We start from the raw sequence: 23,314 nt of genomic DNA, 5'->3' as shown, positions 1-23,314 counted from the left end.
GTTAACTTTCTAATGATTTCATTGCATGTGGAATCTCGCTTATAAGTCTTGATGGTGGAACGACATACATTTTCTCTGCTAACTGTTCACCAATGAAGCTATGTGCGTATGTTGCACTTGTGACAGCTTCCTGAGTGTCATCAAATTGCCCGACGAAACTCGTAATCATTCCAGCTAGGGTGTCACCCATGCCTCCAGTCGCCATAGCGGGCGTACCGATTGGTAATTTATAATCTTTATCTTTGAAATAAATCTCCGTACCATGCATTTTCAGGACAATAGTTGCTCCGATACGATCTACCGCTTCACGATTGCGTTCATATGTTTGTTCCTCAATAGGAATACCACTTAAACGTTCCCATTCTTTTTGATGTGGTGTGAAAATGACATGACAAGCGGGTATTTCAGGTTTCAATTTACTGAAAATCGTTATAGCATCTCCATCTACGATTAGCGTTTGATGCGGTTGGATATTTTGTAGTAAGAATGTAATTGCGTTATTACCTTTGAAATCACAACCTAAGCCAGGACCGATTAAGATACAATCTGTGTTTTCAATCATTTTTGTTAACATTTTTGTATCATTAATATCAATAACCATTGCTTCAGGACAACGAGAATGTAGTGCGACATGGTTCGTTGGATGTGTAGCTACTGTTATTAGTCCACTGCCACTATAAACACATGCACGCGCCGCAAGCATAATCGCGCCACCTAAGTTAGCATTACCTCCAATTAAAAGGATTCTGCCATAATCACCTTTATGTGTATCATCTTCACGTTTAGGAATGCTTACCGATGATAAAGTTTCCATATTGAAACCTCCTTTTAAAATTCATGATAATTTAACGCTATTGATTTTTGAATAATATGCGTAAAAGTCAGAGTTTAAAATTACCAAAGTAATTATAAATCTACTTTAAAATCTTCAATTATGTGTGCAAAATATTGCTATCTATTGAAGTGTTTTTATTTTCGAAATTTTTAAACTGTTTTTTAATACAATAGAAAATAATAAACCCGCATTGCATTTAAGTCAATAGGTAAACCTGTTAAGAAATTATTAACTTTTCTAAAATGAAGATTAATGCTCCTTTACCCTATTAAAACAGTGATTTGATACCATGTTACGGATGTGTCAAAAGCTATTGTTCTGCTGAAAATGTAAGCGTATACTCGAATTAATCGAATTAAATTCATAAGTAGGGAGATGGAGAAATGACATTACAATTAAATGGAGAAATGCTTACAATTGAAGATATCAAGAAATTTTTATACGAGAAAGATACGGTGGAAGTGACTGAAGAAGCTTTTGAACGTGTAAAGCAGAGCCGTCAAACAGTAGAGAATATTATAGCGAATAAAGAGACAGTCTATGGTATTACAACAGGTTTTGGTTTGTTCAGTGATGTGCGTATTGATGAAGGGGAATATAATCAATTACAAGTGAATCTTATCCGTTCTCATGCGTGTGGTATGGGGGACCCATTTTCAGAGGAAGTGTCATTAGTGATGATGGTATTAAGATTAAATACCCTACTTAAAGGACATTCTGGTACTACAGTAGATTTAGTAGAACAGCTCGTATACTTCATTAATAATAGAATTGTGCCAGTAGTTCCTCAACAAGGCTCACTTGGTGCTTCTGGAGATTTAGCACCATTATCTCACTTAGCATTGGCCTTGATTGGAGAAGGTAACGTGTTTTACCAAGGTGAAGAGGTAGACAGTCGGTATGTCTTAAATAACTTGAAACGTAAACCACTAGAATTACAAGCAAAAGAAGGGCTAGCACTAATTAACGGTACACAGGCGATGACTGCCCAGGGTGTAATTAACTATATAGAAGCAGAGAGTCTAGGCTATCAAGCAGAATGGATTGCTTCACTTACACATCAAGCACTCAATGGTATTACAGATGCTTACAATGAAAAGGTACATAAAGCACGTAACTTCCAAGAACAAATTGATGTAGTCGCGCGTATGCTAGATTGGTTAGAAGGTTCTGAGTTAACAACGACACAAGGTGAAGTACGCGTGCAAGATGCTTATACTTTACGCTGTATCCCACAAATTCATGGGGCAAGTTTCCAAGTGTTCAATTATGTTAAAGAAAAACTAGAATTTGAAATGAATGCCGCAAATGATAATCCACTTATATTTGATGAAGATGATGAAACACTAGTGATATCAGGTGGTAATTTCCACGGACAACCGATTGCTTTTGCCTTAGATTTCTTAAAATTAGGAGTCAGCGAACTGGCTAATGTTTCAGAACGTCGACTAGAAAGACTTGTGAATCCACAATTGAATAATGGCTTACCCGCATTTTTAAGTCCACAACCAGGTTTACAAAGTGGTGCAATGATTATGCAATATGCGGCAGCAAGTTTAGTTTCAGAAAATAAAACACTTGCACATCCAGCCAGTGTCGATTCTATACCGTCGTCAGCGAATCAAGAAGATCATGTATCTATGGGAACGATCGCTTCTCGTCACGGTTATATGATGGTTGAGAATGCACGACGTGTCTTAGCGATAGAGACGATTATTGCATTACAAGCTGTAGAATATAAAGATATTGATAAGCTATCACCAAAAACGTATGAAAAATATCAAACGTTACGCCAAATCATACCTTCAATCACAGAAGATAGACAATTTCATAAAGATATCGCGACGGTATCGCAATATTTACACGATACTGCGTATATGAATGAGATATAATAGACGTCAGCACTGTCACTCTTGAAAAATATAAGGTTATTTGCTATATTTAAAACAAGTTAATAAGTTATTGTTCGTAGGCTAAGTAGTATTAATTGTTTGGTTTCAGAGAACTTGTGGTTGGTGTGAACAAGTAATCAACGTTAGTGTGAATCTACCTACTATTAGAAGAACAATCGGCTTTGGCCGTTATTTATGGAGAGTGCGACCTCATTAGGCTGTTAAATAGGGTGGCAACACGTAGACCACGTCCCTTGTAGAGGGGATGTGGTCTTTTTTGTGTTATTATCCAAACATTTTTAAAAATTGAAAGGATGAATGCGATATGTTAGACATTAAATTATTCCGTAACGAACCTGATTTAGTTAGAGAAAAAGTAACAAAGCGTGGTATGGATGTCCAAGTAGTTGACGATATTTTAGCATTAGATGAAAAACGTCGCCAATTAATTAGCCAAGCTGAAGAAATGAAAGCGCAACGTAACAAAGTAAGTGGAGAGATTGCTCAGAAAAAACGTAATAAAGAAAATGCAGATGACGTTATTGCAGAGATGCGTAAACTTGGAGATGAAATTAAAGTCTTAGATGACGATTTAAACCAAACAGACAGAGATCTTAATGATAAATTATCTCGTATTCCGAATATAATTCAAGATGATGTTCCTGTAGGCGCGTCAGATGAAGAAAACGTAGAACTTAAACGTTGGGGCACACCAAGAAACTTTGATTTTGAAGAAAAAGCACATTGGGATCTTGTAGAAGATTTAAAAATGGCTAACTTTGAACGTGGTGCTAAAGTATCAGGTGCTAGATTTGTCTTCTTAACTGGTGAAGGTGCACAATTAGAAAGAGCGTTAATGAACTATATGGTAACGAAACATACAACACAGCATGGTTATACAGAAATGATGGTACCACAATTAGTAAACGCTGATTCAATGTATGGAACAGGTCAATTACCTAAATTTGAAGAAGATTTATTCAAAATTGAAAAAGAAGGGCTGTACACAATTCCAACAGCTGAAGTACCGTTAACGAATTATTACCGTAATGAAATTATAGGTCCTGATGTCTTACCAGCTAAATTCACAGCACAATCAGCATGTTATCGTAGTGAAGCGGGTTCAGCCGGACGTGATACAAGAGGTCTGATTCGATTACATCAATTCGATAAAGTTGAAATGGTTCGTTTTGAAAAACCAGAAGATTCTTGGGATGCGCTTGAAGAAATGACAAATCATGCAGAAGCGATTTTAGAAGAACTTGTGCTACCTTATCGTCGTGTGAATCTGTGTACAGGTGACATTGGATTTGGAGCTAGTAAAACATATGACTTAGAAGTTTGGTTACCAAGCTATAATGATTATAAGGAAATTAGTTCATGTTCAAATATAACTGACTTCCAAGCGCGTCGTGCGAATATCCGTTTCAAACGTGATAAAAATGCTAAACCAGAATTAGTGCATACACTAAATGGTAGTGGGTTAGCAGTGGGACGTACATTTGCGGCAATCGTTGAAAACTATCAAAACGCAGATGGTTCTATTACAATACCTGATGCTTTAGTTCCATTTATGGGCGGTAAAACAGAGATCCGTCCTGTAAAATAAAATTAAATAAGTATGGCTAAAAGAGCGTAGCAAAGACCTTTGTTGCGCTCTTTATTTATATCGAGGTGGGGTAGGGGAGGGGTAAAATTAAGTGGATTTATAAAATTATGTAAGTAACATCAATGGTTTTTCATGTGAAAAATAACAGGTAAGTCTAAAATATTTCATAAGATTCAGAAAAGTTTAAAACGTTGATAAATAAGATTTTTAAAACAGAGGGTTGTATTCCGTCACACAAACGGAATGCTAAAGTGATTGAATATAACGCCTAATTTATATTAAACTTAAGCTATTGTTTTTTAAAATTAAAAATGAAAGGAGTGAGGTAATGGAAGCGCATGTAACTTTTAAGCAAGGTGTGAAAGAATGTGTTCCTACATTATTAGGATACGTCGGGGTAGGGCTGTCTTTTGGAATTGTTGCTGTAGCCTCAGGATTTAGTTTGCTTGAAATTATCTTACTCTGCTTACTTGTATATGCTTGGTGCTCGCACAATTCATCATTTGTGCATTAGTCATCGCAGGTACACCGATTTCTGCGATTGTGTTAACAGCATTTATCGTAAATTCCAGAATGTTTCTACTAAGTATGACGCTTGCACCGAGTTACCAATCATACGGCTTATTAAATCGAATAGGACTTTCAACGCTTATTACAGATGAAACGTTTGGTGTAGCAATTACGCCACATCTTAAAGGAGAAAAAATTAACGATCGTTGGTTATATGGTTTAAATATCACAGCTTATTTGTTTTGGACATTTGCATGTGTTATTGGTGCTATATTTGGAAAATACATAAACAACCCAGAGACGTTAGGTTTAGATTTCGCTATTGTCGCGATGTTTATCTTTTTAGCTGTGTCACAGTTTGAATCAGTTCAACGCTCTCGCATCAAGACGTATTTTGTATTGATCATTACTGTAATTGTGATGATGCTTCTTCTAAGTCTCTTTATGCCGTCTTACGTGGCAATTATTCTTGCTTCTACGGTAGCAACTGGACTCGGGGTGGTGATGGAACGATGACAACAACGACGCATATGCTTATTATTATTTTGCTTTGTGGTATTGTGACATGGTTTACACGGATTATACCGTTTTTACTTATATCTAAAATTAAACTATCTGAAAGAGTTGTAAAATGGTTGTCGTTTATACCAATCACGTTATTTACTGCTTTAGTTATTGATGGTTTGATTGAACAACAAGATGGCATGATGGGTTATAGCATTAATGTGCCGTTTCTAATTACGATGGTCCCGACAATAGTGATTGCAGTTATCACACGTAGTTTAACAATTACAATCATAGGTGGCATTATTATTATGGTCGCATTAAGATGGGTATTTTAATTATTTCATTGATGTAAATCATTTTATCCGTTAGAATGACAATAATTAGAAAATTCCGACATTTTTTAAAAATGAATGGATTGTTGGAACATCAATAGTAGTAATGTAGTGCAATACAATTAAAATAAATCTTATTTCGAGAAGCTAAGGGATTTGGCCCAATGATGCTTCAGCAACCGGCTAAATAAAGTACGGTGCTAAAACCAACGATATAGTCGAATGATAAGTAATTTTCAACTTCTTACTTATTGAATAGTGAGGAGTTTTTTTACTAAGTAGGAGGTAAGTCATGACGAATTATACGGTTGATACATTAGAATTAGGACCATTTACAACAGAGTCAGGAGAAACGATCTCAAACTTAAAATTACGTTACGAACATGTTGGATTGAAAGGTCAACCTCTTGTGGTCGTGTGTCATGCTTTGACAGGAAATCACTTAACATATGGCACAAATGAACAACCTGGATGGTGGAGAGGTATTATTGATGGTGGTTATATGCCGATTAATGATTATCAGTTTTTAACTTTCAATGTAATTGGTAGTCCATTTGGCTCTAGTTCTGCGCTTACGGATGAAGACTTCCCAGAACAACTGACTTTGCGTGATATTGTGCGTGCAATTGAATTAGGTATTGAGCATTTAGGCTTTGAACGTATTAATATACTTATAGGTGGCTCTTTAGGTGGCATGCAAGCAGTAGAGTTATTATATAACCGTAAATTTGAGGTTGATAAAGCAGTTATACTTGTCGCTACACAGAGAACATCTTCATATAGTCGTGCATTTAATGAAATTGCGAGACAAGCGATTCATTTAGACCATGAACAAGGTATGAGTATCGCAAGACAACTCGGCTTCTTAACATACCGTTCGTCTAAAAGTTATGAACAACGCTTCTCGCCAGATCAAGTGGTTGCATATCAAAGGCACCAAGGCGATAAGTTTATGAAACACTTTAGTTATGCATGTTATTTAACACTGCTTGACGTCTTAGACAGCCACGATGTGGATAGAGGGCGTGATGACGTGGACGAAGTGTTCAGCAGACTGGATACTAAGATTATGACAATGGGCTTTGCGGATGACTTACTTTATCCTGATGATCTTGTTTATGCAGTTGGCCAACGATTCAAATACCATAAACATTTCTTTGTACCTGACAATGTAGGGCATGATGGGTTTTTAGTTAATTTTAATGATTGGGCACCTAATTTATACCATTTCTTAAAGGTTTATAAAATCAAGCGTAAATGAGCGTGACTGTACTATAGAATGTTAAATTTAGGACGACACAGCAGAATCAGAATAACCAATAGGACCTACAAAGTAGACTGACTGCTTTGTAGGTCCTATTTTTTCTGGGAAAACACATGGAAATAGCTGTGATCTTGTGAAGTAATAGGGGATTTAGCTGTCTCAATATCAACTGAAAGGATGAATATTAGTTTATCTTCGAATAGTTGAATGTGTAGCGTATGTTTAACTTCTATAGAAATGAGTTGGCAATAATTGTATAAAAGTTTTAAAGAGGTTAAAATAAAAGTTATAGTCAAAAATAGTATGGGAGTGGCGAATTTGTTTTCAAAAATATATCCTAAGGCAACTATACTTAGTATAATCACGCTAGTCGTAGTAGCTTTAGCTTTACATATATTACCACCGCTTGGGCTTGTATTGAGTTTGTTTGCGACAATTCCAGGCATTATTTTATGGCATAAGTCTGTAGAATCATTTGGTTTAACAGCAGTCGTAACAGTTGTTTTAACAACTTTATTAGGTAATATATTCGTATTAAGTATCATGGTCCTCGTACTCTTAGTGAGTTTCGTTGTTGGCCAATTATTAAAAGAACGTACATCTAAAGAGCGTATACTTTATATTACAACTACATACGTGAGTATGATCTCGTTAATTGCATTTATGGCATTACAAACATTTGATAAAATACCAACATCAACAACATTAATGAAACCTGTGAAAGATCAAATACATTATTATATTTCTAATGCAGGTGTTGGTGCAGATTATAAACAAATGTTTGAAGAAACATTCCGTCAATTATCAGTTCAATTACCAAGTTATGTAATCATTGCAGTATTTATACTTATATTAATCAATTTACTAGTTACTTTTCCAATTTTACGTAAATTCAAAATTGCTACACCAATATTCAAACCATTATATGCGTGGCAAATGAAGCGTTCATTGCTATGGATGTATATGATTGTCCTACTTTGTGTTATGTTTACTGCCGAACCGAGTGCGTTCCAAAGTATCGTATTAAACTTCGAAATTGTGTTATCATTATGTATGTATATTCAGGGGTTAAGTGTGATTCACTTTTTCGGAAAGGCAAAATCAATGCCGCTCACACTTACTGTGATTTTAATGGCAATAGGGACAATTCTAATGCCACTTACACATATTGTAAGCCTCCTGGGTGTTATAGATTTATGTATTAACTTAAAACGTATCATTAAAAAATGATTTGAGGTGGAAAAATGAATCGTCAATCCACTAAAAAAGCCTTGCTCTTGCCATTTATCATAATGGCGCTCACAGCAATTGCGCTTGTTGTAATATGGTTCGTTTTCAACCAAATTATGGCGGGCATCGCCGCGATTGTCTTAGTGGTTATAATTATAGGGACAGTATTTTTGGTAAGACAAGCTTTACAAAAACTAGATAGCTATGTAGATGATCTGAGTGGTCATATTTCTGAAGGTAGCAACATCGCAATTAAGAATTTACCTATTGGGATGATTATCTTAGACGAAAATGAAAACATAGAGTGGATGAACCATTTTATGTCGGAACGATTAGATCGTAATGTCATTTCCGACCCAGTAAACGAAGTATATCCTAATATCTTAAAGCAATTAGAAAAAACACAAGAAATTGAAATTAAAGAAAATGAATACCATTATCGTGTTCGCTATTCTGAAAAAGAACATGTTTTATACTTCTTTGATATTACAGAAGAAATTCAGACGCAAGAATTATATGAAGAATCTAAACCGATTATCATGACACTATTCTTAGATAACTACGATGAAATCACTCAAAATATGAACGATACACAAAAATCAGAAATCAACTCTATGGTTACACGTGTAATCAGTAGATGGGCAACAGAATATAACATTTATTTCAAACGTTATAGTTCTGATCAATTTGTGGCGTACTTGAATCAACGTATTTTAAAAGATATCGAAGAATCTAATTTTAGTATTTTAAGTCAGCTCCGTGAAAAGAGTGTTGGTTACCGTGCCCAACTTACATTAAGTGTTGGTGTCGGTGAAGGTTCTGAAAATCTCGTCGACCTGGGTGAACTTTCTCAGTCAGGCTTAGATTTAGCGCTCGGTCGTGGTGGCGACCAAGTAGCGATTAAGAGCATGAATGGTAATGTACGCTTCTATGGCGGTAAGACTGACCCAATGGAGAAACGCACACGTGTAAGAGCACGAGTGATTTCACATGCTTTAAAAGATATCTTGATGGAAGGCGACAAAGTAATCATTATGGGACATACACGTCCTGATTTAGATGCAATCGGTGCAGCAATTGGTGTATCCCGTTTTGCAATGATGAATAATTTAGATGCCTACATTGTATTAAATGAATCAGATATCGATCCAACGTTACGTCGTGTCATGGATGCAGTAAATGAAAAGCCAGAACTAAAAGATCGTTTCATTACTTCAGATGAAGCATGGGATATTATGACATCTAAGACTACATTAGTCATCGTAGATACGCATAAACCTGAAATGGTCATTGATGAAAATATTTTAAATAAAGCAAACCGTAAAGTCGTGATTGATCATCATAGACGTGGTGAAAGCTTTATCTCTAGTCCATTGCTTATATATATGGAACCTTATGCAAGTTCGACAGCTGAACTTGTTACAGAATTACTAGAGTATCAACCGACAGAACAACGTCTGACACGTTTAGAATCAACAGTTATGTTTGCTCGGTATCATCGTAGATACACGTAACTTTACATTGCGTACAGGGTCTAGAACATTTGATGCCGCAAGTTATTTACGTGCACATGGTGCCGATACGATATTGACTCAGCATTTCTTGAAAGATGATCTTGATACGTATATCAATCGTACTGAGTTGATTCAAACGGTGAAACTGCAAGAGAATGGGGTAGCAATTGCCCATGGCTCTAATGACAAAATCTATCATCCTGTTACAGTTGCACAAGCTGCCGATGAACTGTTAAGTTTAGATGGTGTAGAGGCTTCATATGTAATAGCGAGACGAGAAGATAATCTCATAGGTATGTCTGCCCGCTCACTTGGTGCAGTTAATGTGCAATTAACGATGGAAGCACTTGGCGGTGGCGGTCATTTAACAAATGCGACTACACAAATGAAAGATGTGACTGTCGATGAAGCAATCGAAAAATTACAACAAGCTATAACAGAACAAATGAGTAGGAGTGAAAATTCATGAAAGTAATATTCACACAAGATGTAAAAGGTAAAGGTAAAAAAGGCGAAGTTAAAGATGTACCAGTAGGTTATGCAAATAACTTCTTAATAAAGAAAAATTATGCGGTGGAAGCAACACCAGGTAACTTAAAACAATTAGAACAAAAAAATAAAGCAGTTGAAGCTGAGCGTCAACAACAAATTGAAGACGCTAAACAATTGAAAGAACAATTAAGTAATATTGAAGTCGAAGTATCTGCTAAAACAGGTGAAGGCGGCAAATTATTTGGTTCAGTAAGTACAAAGCAAATCACGCAAGCATTACAAAAACAACACGACATCAAGATTGATAAACGTAAAATGGACTTACCAAATGGTATCCATGCATTGGGTTACACAAACGTGCCAGTTAAATTAGACAAAGAAGTCGAAGGTACTATTCGTGTACACACAGTTGAACAATAATAACGGATTGAGATATGAGGTGTAATCGTAATGGATGGAATGTATGAACAAAATCAAATGCCACACAGTAATGAGGCTGAGCAGTCTGTCTTAGGTGCCATTATCATAGATCCAGAATTGATCAACACAACTCAGGAAGTATTACTTCCTGAGTCCTTTTATAGAGGTGCACATCAACACATCTTTAGAGCCATGATGAACCTCAACGAAGACAACAAAGATATTGACGTGGTAACAATCATGGATCAATTGTCACAAGAAGGACGATTGAATGAAGCGGGTGGTCCACAATATCTAGCTGAACTATCTAGTAATGTGCCAACCACACGTAATATTCAGTACTATACAGAAATCGTGTTTAAACACGCAACCAAGCGTAAATTAATACAAACAGCTGATAGTATTGCGAATGATGGTTACAATGATGAACTGGAACTAGATGTAATACTAAACGACGCGGAACGTCGCATATTAGAATTATCATCCACACGTGAAAGTGATGGATTCAAAGACATTAGAGACGTACTTGGTGAAGTATACGAGACGGCAGAATTATTAGATCAAAACAGTGGTCAGACACCAGGTATTCCTTCAGGTTATCGTGATTTAGACCAGATGACAGCAGGGTTTAACCGTAATGATTTGATTATTTTAGCTGCTCGTCCTTCTGTAGGTAAGACTGCCTTCGCGCTTAATATTGCGCAGAAAGTAGCTACAAATGAACGTAATTATTCAGTTGGTATCTTCTCGCTTGAGATGGGTGCTGACCAATTAGCGACACGTATGATTTGTAGTTCGGGCAACGTCGATTCCAACCGATTAAGAACAGGTGCAATGACTGAAGAAGACTGGAATCGTTTTACAATTGCAGTAGGTAAATTATCGCGTACGAAGATATTTATTGATGATACACCAGGTATCCGTATTACAGATATTCGTTCGAAATGTCGCCGCTTGAAACAAGAGCACGGCCTAGACATGATAGTGATCGACTATCTACAATTAATTTCAGGTAGTGGTTCACGTTTTTCAGACAACAGACAACAAGAAGTTTCTGAGATTTCTCGTACATTAAAAGCAATTGCCAGAGAACTTGAGTGTCCCGTAATCGCACTAAGTCAGCTATCACGTGGCGTTGAACAACGTCAGGACAAACGACCAATGATGAGTGATATACGTGAATCTGGTTCGATTGAGCAAGATGCCGATATCGTTGCCTTCCTTTATCGTGATGATTATTACAATCAAGGCGAAGATGAAGAAGACGATGATGACACGAACTATGAACCACAAACGAATGATGATAATGGTGATATCGAAATTATTATTGCCAAACAACGTAACGGTCCTACAGGAACTGTGAAGCTTCACTTTATGAAACAATATAATAAGTTTACAGATATAGATTATGCCCATGCGGATATGATGGGTTAGAAAAAAGATAAAATTAATTTTTCCGTACAATAATACAAACTTTTGTTTTATTGTACGGTTTTTGTTTGTATTTTATTCTTGAATCATAATGTAAGTATGTATCTTTTTTTAATGTAAAATACAATGAAAACATTGGTGTTACTATGTTTATCACATTTATTGGAGCGTTTGAATATTGATGAGAATTAGAAAAATGACGAAAAATCAATGTTCGATTTTTGTTTGCAATATCGTTGTGGTATTGGTAGAATACTCATTGGTTAATTGAGAAAAACTTGGAGGTGCTCATATGTCATCAATAGTAGTCGTTGGGACACAATGGGGAGACGAAGGTAAAGGTAAAATTACGGATTTTCTAGCAGAACAAGCAGATGTTATTGCACGTTTTTCAGGCGGTAATAATGCGGGCCACACAATTATATTTGGTGGAGAAACTTATAAATTGCACTTAGTACCATCTGGTATTTTTTATAAAGAAAAATTATCAGTGATTGGTAATGGTGTAGTCGTAGATCCAGTTGCACTATTAAAAGAATTAGATGCTTTAAATGAACGAGGTATTTCAACAGATAATTTACGTATTTCTAATCGTGCACAAGTTATTTTACCTTATCACTTAAAACAAGATGAATATGAAGAAGAACGCCGTGGAGACAATAAAATTGGCACAACGAAAAAAGGTATCGGCCCAGCTTATGTAGATAAAGCGCAACGTATCGGTATCCGTGTGGCAGATTTATTGGACAAAGAAACATTTGCACAATTATTAAAAAATAACATTGAATATAAAAATGATTACTTCAAAGGTATGTTTGGTAAAGCATGCCCAACTTTTGATGAAATCTTTGAAACATATTACGCTGCAGGGCAACGTATCGCACCTTTCGTAGTAGACACTGCTAAAGTATTAGATGATGCCTTTGTAGCAGAAGAAAAAGTATTATTTGAAGGTGCTCAAGGCGTTATGTTAGACCTTGATCACGGTACATACCCATATGTAACTTCAAGTAACCCAGTAGCAGGTAACGTTACTGTAGGTGGCGGTGTTGGTCCAACATTCGTATCTAAAGTTATCGGTGTATGTAAAGCATATACATCTCGTGTAGGTGATGGTCCTTTCCCAACAGAACTATTCGATGAAGATGGTCACCATATCCGTGAAGTTGGCCGTGAATACGGTACAACAACTGGTCGTCCACGCCGCATCGGTTGGTTTGACTCAGTCGTATTACGTCATTCTCGTCGTGCAAGTGGTATCACAGACTTATCAATCAACTCTATTGATGTATTGACTGGTCTTAAAGAAGTGAAAATTTGTACAGCTTATGAATTAGACGGCGTAGAAATTACTGAATACCCAGCAAACTTGAAAGACTTAAATCGTTGTAAACCAATCTTTGAAACACTACCAGGTTGGACTGAAGATATTACAGGTTGTCGTTCATTAGAAGAATTACCTTCAAATGCACGTAGATATTTAGAACGTATTTCTGAGCTATGTGATGTGAAGATTTCAATCTTCTCAGTAGGTCCAGACCGTAATCAAACAAACTTATTAAAATCTTTATGGTAGGAAAGTAATACCAAGTTAGGTCGCTAATCTAATGATGAAAAAATACCTTGTAGCGTTCACCATTAAGGGTGCGTCTACAAGGTATTTTTATTTATAAATAATTGTTATTTAATTGAATTGGCAAACTTTATTGCGAAAAGCGAGTATTTGATCTACTGCATATGCATAACCCGCTTCATCGACAGATTGCACGTTTTTTACTTTTTCGATATGTCTTTGATAATACATTTGATTTTCTAACATTTCTGATACAGCACAGTTTAATTGTTCAGGCGTAATGGTCTCAAGCATCAATGTGATGACCTAAATTTAAGTCTGCAATCTGTTTAGCTACCATAGGTTGGTCTGCGCTCTGTGGGAAGGCTAGCATTGGCACATTCATCATCATAGCCTCGTTCGTGCTATTCATGCCCGCATGTGTTAAGAATAACGCTGTATGCTGTAATAACTCAGTTTGTGGTACATAATTTTTAATTATAAAATTATCCGGTACTTCATCGAAATCGTTGAGATGGTTTGTTTCACCGATAGAAACAACGACTGATGCGTTGATGTCTGCTAATGCTTTAAAACATTTATTGAAAAAAGCGATATTTTGATTAAAAATAGTTCCTAAAGAAATGTAAATGATTGGTCGTGTTTGATCAATGTCATCCATAAATCCAGAGGGTTGCGGTTGAATGACTGAAGGACCAGTAAAGACATAACGTTGCGCATCAAACAGGTCATAATTCATTTGGAAACCTTTCATTACATAACATAAGTTAAAATCTCCAGGATTATTCATCACTTCAAAGCGTGAGGGCACCTCAACGTTATATGTAGATTCAAGATGTTGTTTCAATTCATTAAATGTTTCATCTGCTTGTTTAATTTCATTGGCATCAACCATTGTTGTTAATTTTTCTGTAAATGCATTAAAACTTTGTTTACTATGTGCAAATGATGTAATAGAAGATATTGAAGGGATATTTAATTTTTGCGCAATGATATGACCACAACTAAACATAGAATCGTGAATCATATAATCATAATGCTCATCTTTCGTTTCTTCTAAAATTTGAGGCACAATGATATCCGCAGTTTTCAATAAACCGTTCATTACATTATATAAATGATGTTGACCATAAGATCTAAAACGATCGAGTATAGCATCAGTAGGTAACGTGCGTACTTCTACACCTGTACCGACTAATTTCTCTTTATATTTATCGCATATATAATAAACGACGTTTTCACCGCGTTCAACGAGTTCTTTACATACTGCAATAGTTGGATTAAAATGTCCGGGTGATCCTGAGTTGATAAATAATACGTTTGCCAAGGATAAGCCTCCTAATATATTTTATTACACAAGTTTAGCAAAAAGTTTTGAAAACAAAAAAGATTTTAAGTTGAATAGTTTTGTTTTAAAATATAAATTATTTACATGGCATTGAATCAATTTGAAGTTTTTTGCATTTTCATTAATGGCTTTATAGCAGTTTTTTCAAAATAAATCTTTAAATACTAACTTTATACAATTAATATAGAAAATTATACTAATAAAATTAAAAAAAGAGCTTGTCTTCCTTCTAGAGACTTGGTATAATTTAACTTGTGCTTAAGACAGGCTCCTTGGTCAAGCGGTTAAGACACCGCCCTTTCACGGCGGTAACACGGGTTCGAGTCCCGTAGGAGTCACCATTTTTTAGGTCTCGTAGTGTAGCGGTTAACACGCCTGCCTGTCACGCAGGAGATCGCGGGTTCGATTCCCGTCGAGACCGTATAATGCCCATCCAATAGGATGGGCATTTTTTGTTATCATTATCATTTGATTATACTAGTGTTATTACATATAGAAGCTATAAAATGAGCTTAATTTGAATTTGATAAAAAAATTGCTTATGATAAATGAGCATATGGTAGACCAATATCAATATTCAGCATAAACATAACGAGATGTCCCAGTGACGATGAGCATTTATTGGCATAGCATCATATGAAATTAATGTGAGGAGTGTAAGTATGGCAAATGATAAAAGTATAGAGGGATTGGATCTCATAGATTTAATTAGTGAACGTCACAGTGCGCTTAGACAAACCTTGGAATCCACAACTTCAGAGCAAATACAAGATGTTCACTTCAGCGACTCAGAATGGTATCTGATTGATAAAATCAATTATGAGAAACCAACTTTTGCCGAACTTACTAGAAAAATTCATCTTACACGCCAAGCTATTCATAAAGCGATTAAACAATTAGAGCACAAAGGTGTCGTTCAAGTTGAAGCTGTGCCCAACAATAAAAAAGAAAAATGCGTAAACTTAACTACATTAGGTCTGCAGTGTTTTGAACAGTATGTAGAACATAAATTACAACTCGTTGCGCATATAGAAACAATGATTGGTAGTACACAGTTAGAGCAACTTAAACAAGTACTAAAGCAAGATTGGCGTTTAGAAGATATTGAATAAATAGATACTTAGGTGTCAGACAACAGAAGCAATTGTTTGATGCTTAATTTTTTCGAAAATAAATTTGTCAACTGGGTTGACATTTTTTCAGAAAATTTGGTACAGTAAGTAAGTTCATATTGAGCGGACGTTGTTTGTTGTCATCATGATTTAAATTATTTCCTGGGTGATACTAAACCGATGTTCAATTTATATAGACTAAAATGAAATGGAAATATAGGAATAAGTAGTAAAGCGTGGAGATGAATTTAATAAAATGAGCGACAAAGCACGATTGCTATACACTTGAATATGTACTTCAAGGTAACACTCACTTTATTATCTCTTAATTATACTTATACTTCGTTTACCATAAAAAGGAGTATATCAAATGGCAACACAAGTAATAGTGAAAAATCCAAAAATGTACGCACTCGTATTAATGATTGGTGGATTTATGGGTCTGTTTAGTGAAACAGCATTAAATATGGCTTTAACAGATATCATGGCTGATTTTCAAGTTTCAGCGACAACTGTACAATGGTTAACAACAGGTTATTTACTCGTCATGGCTTGTTTAGTTCCCGCATCTTCGTATTTAATCAAATGGTTTAATACAAAGTCTCTAGTCATTACAGGCATATTATTATCTTTATTAGGCGTCATCGTAGGCGCACTTGCACCTAACTTTGGTTTGTTATTATTAGGACGTATTATACAAGCATTAGGTACAGGTATTTTGTTACCGATTATGATGACCGTACTGATGTTAATCTTCCCAATTGAAAAACGTGGTGCAGTGATGGGTATTATGGGACTTGTTATCACAGCAGGTCCAAGCACTTGGGCCGACGTTATCAGGTATTATTATTTCAGCATCAAGTTGGCACTTCATCTTCTGGATTAGCGCAATTTTATATATTGTCGTATTATTGATGGCATTTTCACATGTTGAAAATGTTGGTGAAATTACGAAACCTAGAATTGATATTTTATCGATTTTCTTATCGACGATTGGTTTTGCAGGTCTTGTATTCTCACTAAGTTCAATGGCAGAAGCGGCGTTTACAGATGTAATCGTTTGGTTACCATTATTGATTGGTCTCATTGGATTAGCAATCTTCATCGTGCGTCAGTTTAAAATCGATTCACCGATGCTTAACCTAAGCGTATTTAAGTACCCAATGTTTATATTAGGTGCGGCAATGGTGTTCATAACGATTTTATGTATATTATCTACAGGTATTTTATTACCACTCTATCTAAAAGGTGCGCTATTATTTAGTTCTGCTGTCGCTGGTTTAATCTTATTACCAGGTAACGCCGTGAACTTAGTATTGTCACCAGTTATAGGCTCGTTATTTGATCGCTTCGGCGCGAGATACTTTGGTATTATAGGCTTCGTACTTATGTTTATCTCAGCAATCTCATTTGCGTTCATGATTTCAGCGTCTACACCTGTATGGGCAATCATTCTCGCATTCATGGTGCTATTCTTTGGTATATCCATGGTTATGATGCCAAGCACAAACCAACGCTTTAAATCAGTTGCCACATCAACTTTATGCAGATGGTTCAGCAACGATTACGACATTAATTCAAGTAGGCGGTTCTGCTCGGTACAGCGATTGCCATTACAATTTATACAACGGCAATGAAGTCATTCGGTTCAACTAACCCAAATGCCGCACAAGAAGTTGTACTAGCACATGGTGTCCAATATACCTTCTTCTTTATAGTAGGTTTAACGATAATTGGATTTATACTGTCTCTATTTGTTAAAAAAACGAAAACAATCTAAAAATAATAAGTGATACATATAAATAAGCGACGCATACATGTAGAAATTAGAGCGAATGAATCATTATTCGCTGTAATCTGAATACATGACCCGTTACTTCATATATGTATCACTTTTTTTGATTTTGGTATGGATGATGTATGCGTATTACATGCTTCTTAAAATGGAGCTTAAATGTAGGCTGTATATGGGTTATAGGCAAGAAGTTCGATTGATACGCTGATATTGTTTACACTTGATGCATCTATGATTTATCGATAAGTACCCATTTAATACGAACAATGTTATAATTTTACAATATACAAATATAATTTTCTATTTAGAAAAATAGAATTAATAGGTTATAAATGGTAAATTATACTAGAGAGAAAGACGTAGAATTTTTAAAAATGAACGTACTACAATTTAGAAATGAGGTTTATAAATATGGCTAGAAAAGTTGTTGTAGTCGATGATGAAAAACCAATTGCTGATATTTTAGAATTTAACCTAAAAAAAGAAGGTTACGAAGTATTTTGTGCTTACGACGGTGACGATGCAGTTGATTTAATATATGAAGAAGAACCCGACATCGTGTTATTAGACATTATGTTACCAGGACGTGACGGCATGGAAGTATGTCGTGAAGTACGTAAAAAATTCGAAATGCCGATTATTATGCTTACAGCAAAAGACTCAGAAATTGATAAAGTATTAGGTCTTGAGCTTGGCGCAGATGATTATGTAACAAAACCGTTTAGTACACGCGAATTAATTGCACGTGTGAAAGCAAACTTACGTCGTCATTATTCACAACCAAGCACAAGAAGTAGATAATGCATCCAATGAAATTTCTATTAAAGACATTGTTATTTATCCAGATGCATACTCTATCAAAAAACGTGGTGGGGAAATTGACTTAACACACCGTGAATTCGAATTATTCCATTACTTATCTAAACATATGGGTCAAGTAATGACACGTGAACATTTATTGCAAACTGTTTGGGGTTATGACTATTTTGGTGACGTGCGTACAGTAGACGTAACAATTCGACGCTTACGTGAAAAAATCGAAGATGATCCATCTCATCCAGAATATATAGTAACTCGTCGTGGCGTTGGATATTTCCTCCAACAACATGACTAGGGGACGCTTATAAATGAAATGGCTTAAATATTTTCAGTCTTTACACACGAAACTTGTTATTGTCTATGTGTTGCTCATTGTAATCGGTATGCAAATTATCGGTTTATATTTTACCAATAGTCTAGAAAAAGAATTAACACAAACATTTAAAAATAATATTTCGCAATACGCGAAACAAATCGAAATTAATATAGAAAAAGTCTATGACGAAGACAATTCGGTTAATGCTCAAAAAGAAGTTCAAAACTTATTAAATGAGTATGCGAATAGACAAGAAATAGAAGAAATCCGCTTTATTGATAAAGATCAGATTATTATGGCCACTTCAAAGCAGTCTACGCGTAGTCTAATAAATCAAAAAGCAAACGATAACTCTATCCAAAAAGCTTTATCTTTAGGCGAAATTAATAGCCATACCGTGTTAAAAGATTACGGTAACGGCAAACAACGTGTATGGGTATATAACTTACCAGTTAAAACATCGAACGACGGAACAATAGGTAACGTCTATATCGAAGCGGATATTAACGATGTATTTAAACAACTTAGCAAGCATCAACCAAATCTTTATCGTGGGTACAGGGATTTCCTTATTAATTACTGTCATCCTTGGTTTCTTCATTGCGCGTACGATTACGAAACCTATTACAGATATGCGTAACCAAGCCGCAGAGATGTCTAAAGGTAACTATACGCAACGCGTAAAAATATACGGTAACGATGAGATTGGTGAGCCGGCACTTGCCTTTAATAATCTATCGAAACGTGTACAAGAAGCACAAGCGAATACCGAAAGTGAGAAACGTCGTTTAGACTCAGTTATCACACATATGAGTGATGGTATTATTGCGACCGATCGCCGTGGTCGTGTACGTATTGTTAACGATATGGCATTGACGATGATGGGCTCACTAAAAGAAGATATTATCGGAGACTACATGTTAAACGTCCTTAAATTAGAGGAAGAATTCTCTTTAGATGAAATTCAAGAGAATAATGATAGTTTCTTATTAGATATTAATGAAAACGAAGGTATTATTGCACGTGTGAACTTTAGTACAATCGTTCAAGAAACAGGATTTGTGACAGGTTACATTGCCGTACTACATGACGTTACAGAGCAACAACAAGTAGAACGTGAACGTCGTGAGTTCGTAGCAAATGTTTCACATGAATTACGTACACCACTGACATCTATGAACAGCTACATCGAAGCGTTAGAAAGCGGTGCTTGGGAAGATAAAGAACTTGCACCACAATTCCTATCCGTAACACGTGAAGAAACAGAACGTATGATACGTCTCGTAAATGACCTCTTACAATTATCTAAAATGGATAACGAATCCGATCAAATTACGAAAGAAATCATAGACTTTAATATGTTTATTAACAAAATTATTAACCGTCACGAAATGTCCGATAAAGAAACGACATTTGTCCGTGAAATTCCTAATAATACGATTTTCACAGAAATCGATCCAGACAAAATGACACAAGTATTTGATAATGTCATTACCAATGCGATGAAGTATTCTCGCGGCGATAAACGTGTAGAGTTTCACGTGAAACAGAACGCGTTATACAATCGTATGACGATACGTGTGAAAGATAATGGTATTGGTATTCCAATCAATAAAGTAGATAAAATCTTTGACCGTTTCTACCGTGTGGATAAAGCACGTACGCGTAAAATGGGTGGTACAGGTTTAGGCTTAGCCATTTCCAAAGAAATTGTTGAAGCACATAATGGTCGCATTTGGGCAAACAGTGTAGAAGGACAAGGCACATCAATCTTCATTACACTGCCATGTGAAGTACTAGAAGATGGTGATTGGGATGCGGAGTAAAGAGTTAATCAAATCCATCATCCTATACCTTTTAGTATTAATGAGTGTTGTGCTGACATACATGACGTGGAACTTTTCACCAGACTTAGCGAGCGTAGATCAACAAGATAGTAGCAATAAAGATGCAAAAGCAAATACGATAGGTAAACCGCTCGAGCAAGGCATGAGTAAAGTTGTTGCCCCTTATCAAGTCATTCACTCTAATGGTGAAGATACAGAAGGTATGGAAGCAACACGTGGCAACGTCGAAGAGACGATTAGTCCCTTGAAAAACCAACGTGTATTACATGCCGAACAAATGCATAGTAATCATAATTTGATTATTCCAGACTTAAGCGATGAATTTTTAGTACTGGATTTCAGTTATGACATGCCACTAGCAACCTATTTAGGCCAAGTATTAAACATCGATGCCAAAGTACCAAATAACTTTAAATTCGACCGTTTATTAATTGATGACAATCAAGATGGCAAAGTTAAACTCTATGCTGTTAGTAAAGATCGTCATAATGTCGTACGTATGACGACGACGGCGAAGATCAGTTCATTGGCTAAACAAATGAAAGAACAACAGAAAAGTATGAAGCCATATACAGAGATTATTACCAATAAAGATACCATCGATAAGGCTACGCATATCTTTGCACCGAAGGCACCTAAAGGTTTAAAATCATACCACACGATTTATAATCGCATTAGTGTCGATACGATGAATTCTATACTCTTCAATGACTCTGTAGTCGTACGTAGCACGAAAAGCGGTACAGCGACATACAATAACAACACCGGCGTCGCCAACTACAGTGAAGATAATGAAAAATATCGTTACACGAATCTCTCAGAAGATGAGGATCGTTCAACAAACATGCAAGACAGTATTCCAAGTACTTATGATTACATCAACAATCATGGTGGCTTTACAGACGATTACAGACTGTTCAAGCACAGATAATAAAGGCGGCGAACTAACATATCAAATGTTCTTAAACGGCCGTCCAACCTTCAATGATGACGACTTGAATAATATTAAAGTCTCATGGAGCGACAAAGGCGTCTTCAGCTATGCACGTGCATTGTTAAAATCAAATGTCACGATAGATAGCGGGGAAGATGAAATAGATTTACCAGGTGCTGAAACAGTCCGTTCAGAACTGGCAAATAATCCTGAAATCGACTTTGAAGAAGTAACAAACATGACGATTGGATACAACATGGAACATAAAGATGATGGTAGCGACATCGAAATTCAACGTAATAGTGAATTCAAACCACAATGGTATGTAGAGTATAAAGGCGAATGGCATGCATACAACGATGGGGGGCTAGAATAAATGAACTGGAAACGCGCAAAAACATTATTTATTATCGTATTTATTCTAGTCAACATTAGCCTGATTATTATCTACGTGGATAAAGTGAATAAATCACAAATTAGCGATAGTGAAGACGAAAATGCAGTGAATTTTAAACAAGAAGAAATTAAAATTCCAGAAAACCTCCCAAGTGTGAATGGTTTGAAAATGCAATTACTGACAGCAAGATCGAATGACTTCTCATCTTATGCGAAGACACGTCCAAGTATTACGAGCGAGCATTCAGGCGCAGTAGCCAAAGGCGATATTAGTGACCCAATTAACATCAGTAATGATCAATTCACCGACCTTAAATCGTATGTCAAAGGCGCTGTCTATAAAGGTGAAGACTACGAAATGAGCCATATTGATGATGAAAAAGTTACATTTGAACAAACATATAATGATTATCCAATTATGAATAATAGTAGAGCGAAATTGGAATTTAACGTTGAAAATGGCAAAGCTTCAAGTTATGAACAAACTGCTATGAAATCTATCGAGCCTTCAGAAGGTACGAATAACGATAAAAAGCAAGTGAACACAGCGCGAAGTGCCATCGAGGACCTTTACTATAATCGTTATCTCAAACGCAATGACGAAGTAACCAATGCAAGACTGGGCTACTATACTGTTGTTAAAGAGCCGAACGTTCAAGTGCTTGAAGCCAATTGGGAAATCAAAGTAAAACACGGCGACAAGATTAAAACATATTATGTCGAAGCCGTAGCGGACAGTCCGAAAATTATTGAAGAATAATCTTGTGGATAACTGTGGATAAGTTGAGAATGAAATTAAAACGCACACCCTTTTGAGTAAGGTGTGCTCAAACTGCCAACAAAGTCTCCGACTTTGTTGGCAGTTTTTTTATGCACGCTTTCCGCGGACACTGCCTTAGCCTGTAGCTTCGACTCGTGTTGTTTCCTCAGGTGTCTCGCCAAAAATTTTTACAAGTCACGCATCATTATTAAATAACTTTTTAGAACGTGATTAATGGAATTTAAAAGATAGATTAGTATCTAAATAAACAATTTGGACATGCTCGAAAGCTAAAAGTATGTTAAAATTAAATACTGTTAATGAGAGTTATTAAAGAAGTATGAAATGGTTCATAAGCGTATCATATACTTAGAATTT

Annotated in this window: 13 protein-coding genes, 2 tRNA genes, 6 pseudogenes and 1 riboswitch; of the genes and pseudogenes, 18 read left to right on the top strand and 3 right to left on the bottom strand. The window is 35.9% G+C overall.

Features of this window, described 5'->3' with window-relative positions:
* Position 1 precedes the first annotated feature (1 nt).
* Positions 2 to 814: an NAD(P)H-hydrate dehydratase gene (locus ABLV90_RS04210; RefSeq protein WP_460872234.1), complete on the bottom strand. Its 813-nt coding sequence runs from the start codon at positions 812 to 814 to the stop codon at positions 2 to 4.
* A 404-nt stretch (positions 815 to 1,218) separates the two neighbouring features.
* Between ABLV90_RS04210 and hutH the strand changes: the two genes are divergently transcribed.
* The 10 genes and pseudogenes from hutH (at position 1,219) to ABLV90_RS04160 (ending at position 13,612) form a co-directional block, all read left to right on the top strand.
* Positions 1,219 to 2,727: a histidine ammonia-lyase gene (gene hutH / locus ABLV90_RS04205; RefSeq protein ID WP_460872233.1), complete on the top strand. Its 1,509-nt coding sequence runs from the start codon at positions 1,219 to 1,221 to the stop codon at positions 2,725 to 2,727.
* A 325-nt stretch (positions 2,728 to 3,052) separates the two neighbouring features.
* Entirely contained in the window at positions 3,053 to 4,336 is a 1,284-nt protein-coding gene (gene serS, locus ABLV90_RS04200) for a serine--tRNA ligase (protein ID WP_069826406.1), read from the top strand.
* A gap of 328 nt (positions 4,337 to 4,664) precedes the next feature.
* A pseudogene (locus ABLV90_RS04195) lies at positions 4,665 to 5,362 on the top strand (AzlC family ABC transporter permease).
* Complete coding sequence (locus ABLV90_RS04190; RefSeq protein WP_460872232.1) at positions 5,359 to 5,688, top strand: AzlD domain-containing protein; 330 nt, start codon at positions 5,359 to 5,361, stop codon at positions 5,686 to 5,688. Before ABLV90_RS04195 ends, ABLV90_RS04190 begins: the two are co-directional and overlap by 4 nt.
* 128 nt (positions 5,689 to 5,816) lie before the next feature.
* Positions 5,817 to 5,917, top strand: a riboswitch (SAM riboswitch).
* A 60-nt stretch (positions 5,918 to 5,977) separates the two neighbouring features.
* On the top strand, positions 5,978 to 6,946 hold the full coding sequence (metX, locus tag ABLV90_RS04185) for a homoserine O-acetyltransferase MetX (RefSeq protein WP_460872231.1): 969 nt from the start codon (positions 5,978 to 5,980) through the stop codon (positions 6,944 to 6,946).
* A gap of 306 nt (positions 6,947 to 7,252) precedes the next feature.
* Positions 7,253 to 8,179: a DUF2232 domain-containing protein gene (locus ABLV90_RS04180; protein WP_277580018.1), complete on the top strand. Its 927-nt coding sequence runs from the start codon at positions 7,253 to 7,255 to the stop codon at positions 8,177 to 8,179.
* A 14-nt stretch (positions 8,180 to 8,193) separates the two neighbouring features.
* Positions 8,194 to 10,162: pseudogene (locus ABLV90_RS04175) on the top strand (DHH family phosphoesterase).
* Complete coding sequence (rplI, locus tag ABLV90_RS04170) at positions 10,159 to 10,605, top strand: 50S ribosomal protein L9 (RefSeq protein WP_057511524.1); 447 nt, start codon at positions 10,159 to 10,161, stop codon at positions 10,603 to 10,605. Before ABLV90_RS04175 ends, rplI begins: the two are co-directional and overlap by 4 nt.
* A gap of 30 nt (positions 10,606 to 10,635) precedes the next feature.
* The gene (dnaB, locus tag ABLV90_RS04165; RefSeq protein WP_069817312.1) at positions 10,636 to 12,039 is read left to right on the top strand and encodes a replicative DNA helicase; all 1,404 of its coding nucleotides are present in this window, start codon (positions 10,636 to 10,638) and stop codon (positions 12,037 to 12,039) included.
* 289 nt (positions 12,040 to 12,328) lie between these two features.
* The gene (locus ABLV90_RS04160; RefSeq protein WP_069817310.1) at positions 12,329 to 13,612 is read left to right on the top strand and encodes an adenylosuccinate synthase; all 1,284 of its coding nucleotides are present in this window, start codon (positions 12,329 to 12,331) and stop codon (positions 13,610 to 13,612) included.
* A gap of 108 nt (positions 13,613 to 13,720) precedes the next feature.
* Here ABLV90_RS04160 and ABLV90_RS04155 read toward each other — a convergent pair whose 3' ends face one another.
* Both ABLV90_RS04155 and ABLV90_RS04150 read right to left on the bottom strand, forming a co-directional pair.
* The gene (locus ABLV90_RS04155) at positions 13,721 to 13,903 is read right to left on the bottom strand and encodes a hypothetical protein (protein ID WP_460872230.1); all 183 of its coding nucleotides are present in this window, start codon (positions 13,901 to 13,903) and stop codon (positions 13,721 to 13,723) included.
* Positions 13,896 to 14,936, bottom strand: coding sequence for a macrolide family glycosyltransferase (locus ABLV90_RS04150; RefSeq protein ID WP_460872229.1), 1,041 nt, complete (start codon positions 14,934 to 14,936; stop codon positions 13,896 to 13,898). Before ABLV90_RS04150 ends, ABLV90_RS04155 begins: the two co-directional genes overlap by 8 nt.
* A 287-nt stretch (positions 14,937 to 15,223) precedes the next feature.
* Between ABLV90_RS04150 and ABLV90_RS04145 the strand changes: the two genes are divergently transcribed.
* The 8 genes and pseudogenes from ABLV90_RS04145 to ABLV90_RS04110 all read left to right on the top strand — a co-directional run bounded on the left by ABLV90_RS04145 (position 15,224) and on the right by ABLV90_RS04110 (position 22,936).
* Positions 15,224 to 15,298: transfer RNA gene (locus ABLV90_RS04145), tRNA-Glu, on the top strand.
* Positions 15,299 to 15,305: 7 nt separating this feature from the next.
* Positions 15,306 to 15,378 (top strand) — tRNA-Asp (locus tag ABLV90_RS04140).
* A gap of 241 nt (positions 15,379 to 15,619) precedes the next feature.
* Positions 15,620 to 16,069, top strand: coding sequence for a MarR family winged helix-turn-helix transcriptional regulator (locus ABLV90_RS04135; RefSeq protein ID WP_460872228.1), 450 nt, complete (start codon positions 15,620 to 15,622; stop codon positions 16,067 to 16,069).
* Positions 16,070 to 16,439: 370 nt separating this feature from the next.
* Positions 16,440 to 17,849: pseudogene (locus ABLV90_RS04130) on the top strand (DHA2 family efflux MFS transporter permease subunit).
* A gap of 426 nt (positions 17,850 to 18,275) precedes the next feature.
* Positions 18,276 to 18,978: pseudogene (yycF, locus tag ABLV90_RS04125) on the top strand (response regulator YycF).
* Between the two features lie 13 nt (positions 18,979 to 18,991).
* Positions 18,992 to 20,825 (top strand): annotated as a pseudogene (gene walK / locus ABLV90_RS04120) (cell wall metabolism sensor histidine kinase WalK).
* Positions 20,815 to 22,156, top strand: a pseudogene (locus ABLV90_RS04115) (YycH family regulatory protein). Before walK ends, ABLV90_RS04115 begins: the two co-directional pseudogenes overlap by 11 nt.
* A complete protein-coding gene (locus ABLV90_RS04110) occupies positions 22,157 to 22,936 on the top strand; it encodes a two-component system regulatory protein YycI (protein WP_460872227.1) in 780 nt (259 codons plus the stop codon).
* Positions 22,937 to 23,314: the final 378 nt, after the last annotated feature.

The organism is Staphylococcus sp. 2S1 (genome assembly GCF_046721335.1).
Classification (GTDB): domain Bacteria; phylum Bacillota; class Bacilli; order Staphylococcales; family Staphylococcaceae; genus Staphylococcus; species Staphylococcus equorum_A.
This window is presented reverse-complemented; position numbering and strand designations above follow the sequence as displayed.